Source organism: Rhodoferax sp. (genome assembly GCF_011391645.1).
GTDB lineage: Bacteria > Pseudomonadota > Gammaproteobacteria > Burkholderiales > Burkholderiaceae_C > Rhodoferax.
On the sequence record NZ_JAABQC010000113.1, the window covers coordinates 1 to 8,305 of the forward strand.

Sequence of the window (8,305 nt, forward strand, 5' to 3'; positions counted from 1 at the left end):
AAGCTTGAAAAAGATATTGACTACTCAAAAAATCTGGCGCAAAATTTCCCTGCGACCGAGTCTTTACCCTCGGTGAAGGAGCCCCGTAGATGACCATGGACCATACTTACGCTCACACCTGAATGACGTTTTACCGTCATGACGCTTCCCATACTTGAGGAAGCACCCGGAAGGGGCAGGGTTCGTCAAGAGCCCCGCCCCTTTTCAATTGGGCTGGCACCTAAAATTTTCCAGTCAACCGTTGACCGCCTTCCGCCGAGCCTGCCTTTACCAGTGAGACGCCCACCAAAGCCGCAGCCGCATGCCCAGTTCGCTGGTGTAGCCCATGGTGGATGCGCGCAATTCACCCTTTGCGTCAATCACGACGAACGCCGGAACACCCTTGAAACCGTATGAGTTCAAAACTGTCCCGCGCTCGTCCACCGCGGCATTCCATGGCAATTGGCGTTTTTGAAGCACCCGCAGCACGTTGTCTGCCGGCCCTGATTGCATGGCCACTGTCAGCACGGGCCAATCTTGCGTCAACCGGGTGATGCTGTGCTCTTCGGTGCGGCAAATGGGGCACCAGTCAGCCCAAAAGTGCAGGGCAACAGGCTGACCGGGGTGAAGTGCTCGCCAGTCGGACAGCGTGGAGTTTTTTGACGTGCCGTCTGGTTGCACAAATGTGAGCATGAAATCCGGGGCTTGGCCACCCGGAACACCCCTTGTTTGCCAGGCCTGCACTGAAATCAGCACAACAGCGGCAAGAACGAGCGTTCCCAAGTGGCTTTTCCAATGGGTCCGCCAATATTCGCGGAATCGGTCATTCAGCATCAGGTTGCGTTCGGGTCTTTTTCCGGTCCTTCCTGCAGTGCTTCTTCAAACTCGGCCAGCTCTTCGCCAATGGCAGCGTATTTCCTGGACTTGGCCCTGTTGTCGGCCCATTGCAGTACCGCAGCTTCTAGATCTTCTTTGAAGTGGGCGAGTGCTGATTCCTTGGCGGACTTGTCGGCCTTGCTTGACCATAGGTCAATGAGCTCTGACAACCCGTTGTCAAACTCGTCGAATGTTTCAAGGTGGAGCCACTGGCCGGTTTTGTCAAACATATTTTCTTTCTGTAATTGCATGCCTTGCAGTTTAGCGGTGCCATGCATAAGAGGACGCACCCAAGCGCCATGAAACTGCACCTGCCACCATCCCCACGCAGTCGGCAACCCAGTCTTGCCAGTCTCCCTGTCGCCAGCCAGTCACCCACTGGGCGCATTCGATGCCAACACCAAAAAGTGCCAGGCCGATCATCAAACTTGCAAAACGCCCCGGATAGCCGAGCAGCCCTAAAAATGCCAGTGCCGCAAAGCCCAGTGCGTGTTGCGCCTTGTCCCAAAAGTTAAACACTGACGGCACCCGATCGCCGGGAACCAGCGACAGCCACAGCGTGATCAGCACCAATAGCCAGAACGATGACTTGCAGAACAATTTAGTTGTCATCATCTGAATCCGGTATCACGGCATCAGCGACGGCACCCACAGCCTTGGCTGTCAGCTTGACACCGGTAGCAACCACCGTAACTGCTGCGTCGGCCACAGCCACCACGGCACAGGCTTGCAGTGAAATGGAAACGCTTACCAACACGGCCAATCGCACGCTGGTCTTTAGCAGTTGCGCCGGTAAACAGGGGCTGTACAGGAATATTTTCATACAAGGCAATATTACAAGGCAAAACAACCGTTTCCATTTGGAGCGGAGTGGACTGAAAAAGTCTGATTGAAACAATAAAGGCACCGAAACGCTTCGCTTGGATGTTTCATTTTCCCTGAATTTTTGGTCACCTGTTCCTTGCTTGAAATCGCTGGTTCGCCAGCGCACAGACCCTCACGCCCGCCACAGTTACGCTGGGCAGCCAAATTGAACCTCAAGAATAAACATGAAAACCCGATATCTTCTGGCGGCGCTCATTGCATGCGCAGCGGGCACTCCAGCAATGGCGACTCAACTATTGGCGCCTGACTCGCTCAGCGAAACTGAACGCGCTCAGCCGATTACCTCCAAGATGAAAGGCAGCGCCGTGTTGCGCGCACAAGTCTTGATGGACCGGGCGCGTTTTTCCCCCGGTGAAATCGATTCGGTTTACGGGCAAAACTTGCGCAACGCCATAAGCGGCTTCCAGAAGGCCAACGGCTTGCAAAATACTGGAACCATCGACGCGCCCACCTGGGCTGTGTTGAATACTGACACCGCGCCAATCCTGGTTTCTCACACAATCCTGGACACAGACGTTGCAGGACCGTTCAAGCGGATCCCCGCCGAATGGCCGGACAAAGCGAAGATGAGGGCACTTGGCTACAGCTCTGCCAGGGAAGCACTCAGTGAAAAATTTCATGTCAGTCCCAAGCTGCTCACGCAACTCAATCCCGGCAAAAAGTTTGGCAGTGCTGGCGAAGTCATCGTAGTGCCCAACGTCGCTGACACCAGCGAGTTGCCGAAAGCGGTAAAGATCATCGTCGATCAGTCAGACCTCACTCTGTCTCTGGTCGACGCTGACGGCAAAGTCATTGCCCAGTTTCCCGCCACGACCGGCAGTAAACATGATCCGCTTCCGATTGGTATCTGGAAGGTAAATGGCGTTGCACGCAACCCAGTGTTCCATTACAACCCAAAATTATTCTGGGACGCCGATCCGGCCGACGCCAAGGCCAAAATTGCCCCCGGCCCAAACAACCCGGTTGGCGTTGTCTGGATCGATCTTTCCAAGGAACATTACGGCATCCATGGCACGCCAGAACCCTCGACCATTGGCAAGACCCAGTCACACGGCTGCATCCGGTTGACCAACTGGGACGCGACTGCCCTCGCGCAATCGGTTGTGACCGGTGTTGAGGTTCTATTGCAAGACTAAAGGATGGCACTGCAATGAAATGGATCGCCACGTTTTTAAGCGGCGCGCTGGTCGGCGCAGTCGTCATTTACGCCTACTCCGGCCCAGGCTTGCCCGAGCCGGTGGCGGTCGTGGCAAGCCGCTCAACAGCCATGGCACCTGTGCCTGCAAATGTTCTTGTGGTCGCGGCCGCCGACCCTGAGCCCAGATTGCCCCGGTTGGCGCCAGTTGGCCCAGCCCTGGCAGTGTCAGACGCTGCCATGGTGGCGCAAGATCAGCTGTTGATACCGGTCGCAGGTATCGACGTCAGTGCGCTCAAAGACACTTTCAATGATGGTCGCAGCCCCGAGCGCCGACACGAAGCAATCGACATCCTGGCGCCCACAGGAACGCCAGTGTTCGCAGTGGCGGACGGCACAATTGCCAAACTTTTCAACAGCAAACCAGGCGGCCTGACGATTTACCAATTCGATACCAGCCAAAAGTTTGCCTATTACTACGCGCATCTGGACCGCTACGCCGCAGATGTCAAAGAGGGAATGACGCTGAAACGCGGCGACCTGGTCGGCTATGTTGGCGCCACCGGCAACGCTGATCCGAAAACCCCACATTTGCATTTCGCCATTTTTGTGCTGGGACCGGAGAAGCAATGGTGGAAAGGCAGCCCGATCAATCCTTACCCGCTCCTGGGCGGCGCCACGCGCCCCTGATTGCGCGGCTTGGCCACCCAAGCCAAGCTATTTGTCCGCAGCAAAAAGTTCAACCGCCCTGCATTTCACCCGACATGAGCGTTACGACGCCCGGTCTGGCTGCCTTGACCGCCCGAGTCAGGGCATGCGCCACGTCCTTGGCCAGGATGGCACGGTAGTTCGCGGGCACAAGGGGCCGCAGTCGGCGCGCCAGCATGAGGCCAAAACTCTCGCCACTACGCTGCGGCTGGCCCAGGGCTGTCCTGTCGCCGTCCAGTAAGGAAGGCCGCGCAATCACCAGGCTCTTCAATTCCATGTTGGCGAGGGCAACTTCCATCTCGCCTTTGATGCGGTTATAAAAGACACGCGATTGCGGGTCTGCGCCCATGGCGCTGACAACGCCAAATTTTGTAGCACCTGCTGCCTTTGCGGCCATGGCTACCGCCACAACAGCATCCAGGTCTATCGCCTTGAATGCTGCTTGACTACCGGCCACCTTGATGGTGGTGCCCAACGCGATGTAGCATTCATCCACCCGGGGAAGTTCGGGCAGGGCAGCGAAATCGACCACATGGCCGTGCAGCTTGGGATGGCCGGCCGCAAGGGGTCGACGACCCACACAGTGGATGACTGCAACCCCGCTGTCAGCCAAAAGGGCTGAGACGATTTCCCGACCCACGAGGCCAGTTGCCCCAGCCACCAAAACCACCCGACCATTCCGTGTTGTCATAAATTCCTCCGATTTAATTCTCGGCGGCAAAGGCGCCGCATCAGAGTTGCTATTTTCTGAGTATCGCCAGCAGTTTGCCGCCTGACATTTGACAAGAACCTGGCTAACCTTGTCCCGCGGGGCTGCCACCGTCTTGAAATGCCAATCTATGTTGGTATGCGATCGGGGAAACCGCAAGCTTCCTGGGGGCCCTGGTCGGATCAATTCTTCTTTTGCTGGCCTATCGCATGGTCAAGCGTTGAAGTCAGTCAGGCAAACAATTAGCCTTGCTCAGCTATTCTGATCCTCTCGCTGGTCGGCCCTGCGTGTCCGGAGCCTCAATTGACGCAGATCAATGTCATCGTCCTAAGCTGTTGCTAGCGTGGATGGGCAATGAATGCCCACATGCCCACCTTTTTTTTGATGTTGATTGCCATCAACATCAACCCCTGTCTGTTCTGATGATTGACATTGACTTCTTCAAGCATGTGAACGACTCCCATGGCCACCTTGCAGGGGACAAGGTGCTCAGGGCCATGGTCGACACCATTGCGCAGCGCACCCGAACGCAAGACCTGTTGGGCCGTTTGGGGGGTGAAGAGTTTTTGGTGATTCTGCCCAACACCACGGTTGAAGGTGCCTTGCGACTCGCTGAGACGCTGCGCAAGGCTGTGGAGGTCATGCCGTTTCAGGTGGTGTCCGGTGAGCCGATTGCCATCACGGTGAGCATGGGCTTGTGTGCCTTGAGCCAGCTGCCTGACCCGCAGTGTGATGATTTGATTGGTGCCGCAGATCAGGCCATGTACCGCGCCAAAGCTGCCGGGCGCAATCGGGTTGAGGTGTTTTCTGGCGCTCTTAAAGCCTGAGGCTGCAGAATGGGGGCTCGTTGCGCAATGCCGTCGGGTCAAGGCTTCATTTTCAGGCAGATTTTTGCGGTCACGGGCCAAGGCGGACCTTGACCTGCACCTTCAGACCGCCGAAATTCGCTCCGGCCAACCGGACGCGCCGGTCGGTTTTGATCACGGCCGGTTTGGTGAAGCGGGTGCCTGCTCGCGTCGCCTTCGAAGCCAGACCAGGCCCAGTGCAACAAGCGCGACACCGGAAGCCGAGAGCAGCAGAACATATTGTTTTTGGACAAAGGCACTACCGAGAAAAACCGTACCCAGCGCATACGGAATTTCGGTGAGCATCAGCGCACCGAAATAGATGCGAAGCGGGTAACCGAGAAGCCCGAAGAAGTAGCCAGAAACGTCTGACGGAACCGCCAACTGCACCAGCACGACGGTGAGGAAAGAGCCTCCTTCAGGTATTTTGTTTTCGTAGCGGTCGATCATTCCGCCCGACAACATGCGCTGCACGGCGGGGCGTTTCAGCCGTCGGCCAATGGCATAGGTGACGAGTCCACCCAAACACCAGCCACTCCATAACATGAGGAAACAACCCATCTCGCCCCAGGCTTGCACCCCTATCGGGACGAGAAGCACGCCAGAAAAGAACACCAGCATGGCAGAGAGAGCCGCCAGCCCCATGAAAATCAGGGCGCCAAGAACAGGGTGCTGGGCAATCACAGGTTCGGCTAGCGCAAGGCCGGCGACGATCTGGTGGTGAACAGTGTCAGACAAGGCCAGCAGCCCGGTGACAAGCAGGACGGCGATCAATATGCCAACGCGCCGCGAAATCTCGGTTGCCGAGCCCCAATGCCACGCCTTTGCCGCAGCAGCGTCTTTGGACAGACCCTGAGGTTGCGGTGGAAGGGGTGCGGGCGGGGTGGGCATGAAAAGATCAGATTGCAAAGCAGGCCGGTATTATCCGTTGCGCCAAGCGATCATCAGCACGAGCCTTTCATGCTTTTGAAGGGAATGACTGTGCCCCAAAACATCTTAGCCGCCATGAATCCTGCCAAAGTCAAACGTGGCCAACTGCATCAGCTGACAGACCTGCCGAATGTTGGAATGTGTTCTGTCGATATAGGCTTACTTCACTAAATCGAGACCACTTCTTGTTTTGAACTGGCACCGGACTGGATAGTTGGATACAATTGCTGCACTGCAACATTTTTACCAAAGGCCCTCCAATGTTTAAGAACACCCCCTTCGAAGCCATCGCAAAGACCATGTCGGAATCGGCACCAAAATTCAATGCCACGTCAATGCAAGACGCGATCAAGCCAGTGCAGGAGAACCTGCAGGCATGGGCTGACTTGGCTCAAAATCAGGCAAAAGAAGTGCAAGCGGCTATTGCTGAAACCGTGACGGCTATCAAGGACATCAAGGACCCACAGGCAGCTTTTGAAATCATGAAGGCCTCGTCTGAAGCTGGCATGGCCATGTTTGCCAAGAACCTTAAAGAAGCAACTTCTTTGAGCGTTGGCCAGTTCCACAGCACTGTTGATGCCGTAGAAAAAGCACATCCTGCACCTGCAGCTTTTGCCCCTGTTGCCAAGAATTTGAAATCGGCTGCTTCCACTGCTGAAAACACGCTCGACTCAGTAATGGAAAAGGGCGCGGCAGCTGTCGCATCCGTGGCATCTGCTTCCAAAGCAAAAAAGGCTCGCTAATTTGCGACCTGCAGGGTGACAGCTATCAGCCGTTTGAGTGCGGTTGATGGAGATGAGTGGTTGCCACCGCGTTCGTGTTCTCCCTGTTTTGTATTTCAGTTTTGTCATTTTTCGACACCCGAAACCCGGGAGCAGTCGTTACGGCGTGGACAAACCCATTGCCGATGATTTCAGTGCCAAATCCAAACTGTCCATGAACTCATCGAGTTTGATGGGTTTGGTCAGATAGCTGAAAAAACCAGTCGCAAGGCCTATTGCGACGTCGCCGGGCAGCGCGTTGGCGCTGAGGGCAATGATTGGAATATGCGCCGTCAAAGGGTCAGCGCGCAGGATTTTCATGGCTTCGAGCCCGCTGATGCCTGGCAGGTTGATGTCCATCAGAATGACGTCTGGCTGATGGGCGCGCGCAAATTCGATGCCGAGATGGCCATCCGCCGCGCTCAACATCCGCAGGTCACTGCGGCGGGCCACCAGTTCCTCAATCAATACCATGTTGGCCGGGTTGTCTTCCACGTACAGCAGGGTTCGCAGCGGTGTGCCGTCCAACACCTGCGGTCGCGCCAGCGTCGTCTGCGTCACATACTGAGACGCCAACTGCGGTGCCGTCGCCAACCTTAAATCGATCCAGAACACACTCCCCACCCCGACGGCGCTGTCCACGCCGATGGCACCACCCATCAGCTCGACCAGCCGCTTGGTCACGACCAAACCGATGCCGGTGCCTTCTTCCGGACCGAGTTCTTTGCCGAGACGGTTGAAGGGCTGAAACAGTTGCGCCAGCTGCTCCTGCGTCAGCCCCACGCCGGTGTCCTGAATGCTGATGCGAATCGAATCTGGAGGCATCGGGGTGCACGCCAATGTGACCGTGCCGCCAGGTTTGTTGTACTTGATGGCGTTTGACAGCAAGTTGATCAGCACCTGCTTCATCCGGGTTCGATCGGCCTCGACAAAATGGTCTGATTCAAGCGGTAAAAACTTCAGGTCAATCCCACGCTGGCCAACCTGCGGCTCGACCATGGCGCGGCATTCGTTCATGACCTCGAGCAGCGACACTGGTTCCAGAGACAGCGTGGTCTTGCCCGATTCGATCTGCGCCAGGTCGAGGATTTCGTTGATCAGCTCCAGCAGGTACCACCCCGCGTTGATAATTTGGACCAGGCTGCGTTTTTGCTTGGGCGTCGGCTCTGGCGAGTCAGACTCCATCAACTGGGCAAAACCGAGGATGGCATTGAGGGGCGTGCGCAACTCATGGCTCATGCTGGACAGAAATTCCGACTTGCCAAGGTTGGCTTTTTCCGCGATGGCCTTGGTGCGCTCCAGCTCCACGTTTTGCTCCAGCAGCACCTGATCCAGGAATTTGCGCTCAGTGATGTCGCGCGCCGCGGCGAACACGCCAAGGACATTGCCCTTGTCATCCCGGTAAACGGCCGCGTTGTAGAGCACGTCCATGAGCCGGCCCGTCGTGTGGCGGATGGCAAGCGGGTAATCACGCACC

The 8,305-nt window shown here is 56.5% G+C and carries 11 protein-coding genes and 1 pseudogene; 5 read left to right on the top strand and 7 right to left on the bottom strand.

Translation table 11 applies throughout. From position 1 onward, the window contains the following. Positions 1-267: 267 nt before the first annotated feature. Genes GPS82_RS12275 through GPS82_RS12290 form a run of 4 tightly spaced genes read right to left on the bottom strand, consistent with a single transcriptional unit; the run spans position 268 to position 1,846 of the window. Positions 268-762, bottom strand: a complete 495-nt coding sequence (locus tag GPS82_RS12275; protein ID WP_296495122.1) for a redoxin domain-containing protein — start codon at positions 760-762, stop codon at positions 268-270. Positions 763-812: 50 nt separating this feature from the next. Next, on the bottom strand, positions 813-1,085 hold the full coding sequence (locus tag GPS82_RS12280; RefSeq protein WP_296495125.1) for a hypothetical protein: 273 nt from the start codon (positions 1,083-1,085) through the stop codon (positions 813-815). Between the two features lie 31 nt (positions 1,086-1,116). Further along, positions 1,117-1,467: a VanZ family protein gene (locus GPS82_RS12285; protein WP_296495128.1), complete on the bottom strand. Its 351-nt coding sequence runs from the start codon at positions 1,465-1,467 to the stop codon at positions 1,117-1,119. Further along, the gene (locus tag GPS82_RS12290) at positions 1,457-1,846 is read right to left on the bottom strand and encodes a hypothetical protein (RefSeq protein WP_296495131.1); all 390 of its coding nucleotides are present in this window, start codon (positions 1,844-1,846) and stop codon (positions 1,457-1,459) included. Before GPS82_RS12290 ends, GPS82_RS12285 begins: the two co-directional genes overlap by 11 nt. A gap of 58 nt (positions 1,847-1,904) precedes the next feature. Here GPS82_RS12290 and GPS82_RS12295 point away from each other — a divergent pair, with 58 nt between their 5' ends. Both GPS82_RS12295 and GPS82_RS12300 read left to right on the top strand, forming a co-directional pair. Beyond that, positions 1,905-2,876: a L,D-transpeptidase gene (locus GPS82_RS12295; RefSeq protein WP_296495134.1), complete on the top strand. Its 972-nt coding sequence runs from the start codon at positions 1,905-1,907 to the stop codon at positions 2,874-2,876. Between the two features lie 14 nt (positions 2,877-2,890). Next, complete coding sequence (locus GPS82_RS12300; RefSeq protein ID WP_296495136.1) at positions 2,891-3,565, top strand: M23 family metallopeptidase; 675 nt, start codon at positions 2,891-2,893, stop codon at positions 3,563-3,565. A gap of 49 nt (positions 3,566-3,614) precedes the next feature. Here the strand turns inward: GPS82_RS12300 and GPS82_RS12305 are convergent, their stop codons facing one another. Beyond that, complete coding sequence (locus GPS82_RS12305) at positions 3,615-4,274, bottom strand: NAD(P)H-binding protein (protein ID WP_296495138.1); 660 nt, start codon at positions 4,272-4,274, stop codon at positions 3,615-3,617. Positions 4,275-4,432: 158 nt separating this feature from the next. On the opposite strand from GPS82_RS12305, the pseudogene GPS82_RS13755 reads away from it, so the two are divergent. Together GPS82_RS13755 and GPS82_RS12310 are read left to right on the top strand one after the other, a co-directional pair. Further along, positions 4,433-4,516 (top strand): annotated as a pseudogene (locus tag GPS82_RS13755) (GlsB/YeaQ/YmgE family stress response membrane protein); the annotation flags it as partial. Between the two features lie 123 nt (positions 4,517-4,639). Further along, on the top strand, positions 4,640-5,119 hold the full coding sequence (locus GPS82_RS12310; RefSeq protein WP_296495139.1) for a GGDEF domain-containing protein: 480 nt from the start codon (positions 4,640-4,642) through the stop codon (positions 5,117-5,119). Positions 5,120-5,272: 153 nt separating this feature from the next. Here GPS82_RS12310 and GPS82_RS12315 read toward each other — a convergent pair whose 3' ends face one another. Further along, positions 5,273-6,028, bottom strand: coding sequence for a VTT domain-containing protein (locus tag GPS82_RS12315; protein ID WP_296495141.1), 756 nt, complete (start codon positions 6,026-6,028; stop codon positions 5,273-5,275). Between the two features lie 299 nt (positions 6,029-6,327). On the opposite strand from GPS82_RS12315, the gene GPS82_RS12320 reads away from it, so the two are divergent. Further along, positions 6,328-6,810 carry a hypothetical protein gene (locus GPS82_RS12320; protein WP_296495145.1) on the top strand — a complete coding sequence of 161 codons (483 nt, stop codon included), beginning with the start codon at positions 6,328-6,330 and terminating at the stop codon, positions 6,808-6,810. Positions 6,811-6,948: 138 nt separating this feature from the next. Here GPS82_RS12320 and GPS82_RS12325 read toward each other — a convergent pair. Next, positions 6,949-8,305 (bottom strand): ATP-binding protein (locus tag GPS82_RS12325; protein WP_296495146.1); only part of this gene is annotated, 1,357 nt, incomplete at its 5' end.

Coding starts and splice junctions, on each gene's coding strand:
- GPS82_RS12305 (WP_296495138.1), bottom strand. CDS start 4,274: ATGACAACACGGAATGGTCGGGTGGTTTTGGTGGCTGGGGCAACTGGC.
- GPS82_RS12285 (WP_296495128.1), bottom strand. CDS start 1,467: ATGACAACTAAATTGTTCTGCAAGTCATCGTTCTGGCTATTGGTGCTG.
- GPS82_RS12300 (WP_296495136.1), top strand. CDS start 2,891: ATGAAATGGATCGCCACGTTTTTAAGCGGCGCGCTGGTCGGCGCAGTC.
- GPS82_RS12280 (WP_296495125.1), bottom strand. CDS start 1,085: ATGTTTGACAAAACCGGCCAGTGGCTCCACCTTGAAACATTCGACGAG.
- GPS82_RS12310 (WP_296495139.1), top strand. CDS start 4,640: ATGGGCAATGAATGCCCACATGCCCACCTTTTTTTTGATGTTGATTGC.
- GPS82_RS12295 (WP_296495134.1), top strand. CDS start 1,905: ATGAAAACCCGATATCTTCTGGCGGCGCTCATTGCATGCGCAGCGGGC.
- GPS82_RS12320 (WP_296495145.1), top strand. CDS start 6,328: ATGTTTAAGAACACCCCCTTCGAAGCCATCGCAAAGACCATGTCGGAA.
- GPS82_RS12315 (WP_296495141.1), bottom strand. CDS start 6,028: ATGCCCACCCCGCCCGCACCCCTTCCACCGCAACCTCAGGGTCTGTCC.